The sequence below is a fragment of the Pseudomonas sp. Yb2C2 genome (assembly GCF_052112325.1).
Classification (GTDB): Bacteria; Pseudomonadota; Gammaproteobacteria; order Pseudomonadales; family Pseudomonadaceae; genus Aquipseudomonas; species Aquipseudomonas marginalis.
This window is the reverse complement of sequence record NZ_JAVAJK010000067.1, coordinates 1-407: the sequence shown is the minus strand read 5'-3', so window position 1 is coordinate 407 and position 407 is coordinate 1. Positions and strand designations below refer to the sequence as shown.

The 407-nt window shown below is 64.4% G+C and carries 1 protein-coding gene; it reads right to left on the bottom strand.

The genetic code is table 11. The features are described 5' to 3' along the window. Positions 1 to 407 (bottom strand): ATP-binding cassette domain-containing protein (locus Q8X51_RS32175; protein ID WP_407695013.1); only part of this gene is annotated, 407 nt, incomplete at both ends.

Genomic DNA, 407 nt, shown 5'->3' with positions numbered 1-407 from the left:
CGGCCGTCCTTGAACACCGTGACCGCGTTGCAGATGCGGAACACCTCTTCCATGCGGTGCGACACGTAGAGCACCACTTTGCCCTCGTCCCGCAGGCGCGTAATGATCGCCATCAAGCGGTCGATCTCCCGCGCCGACAGGCTGCTGGTCGGTTCGTCGAAGGCAATCACATGGGCGCCACGGGACAGCGCCTTGGCAATTTCCACCAGTTGGCGCTGGCCCAGGGACAGGCGCCCGAGTTTTTCCTCGGGGTCGATTTCATCCGCCAGGCCCTTGAGGCAAGCCAGGGCCTGCTTGCGCAACAGGCCCCGGTTGACCACGCCGAAGCGCGAGGGCAAATGCCCGAGGAACAGGTTTTCGGCGACGGTCATTTCCGGCACCAGGTGCAGCTCCTGGTGGATCACCGC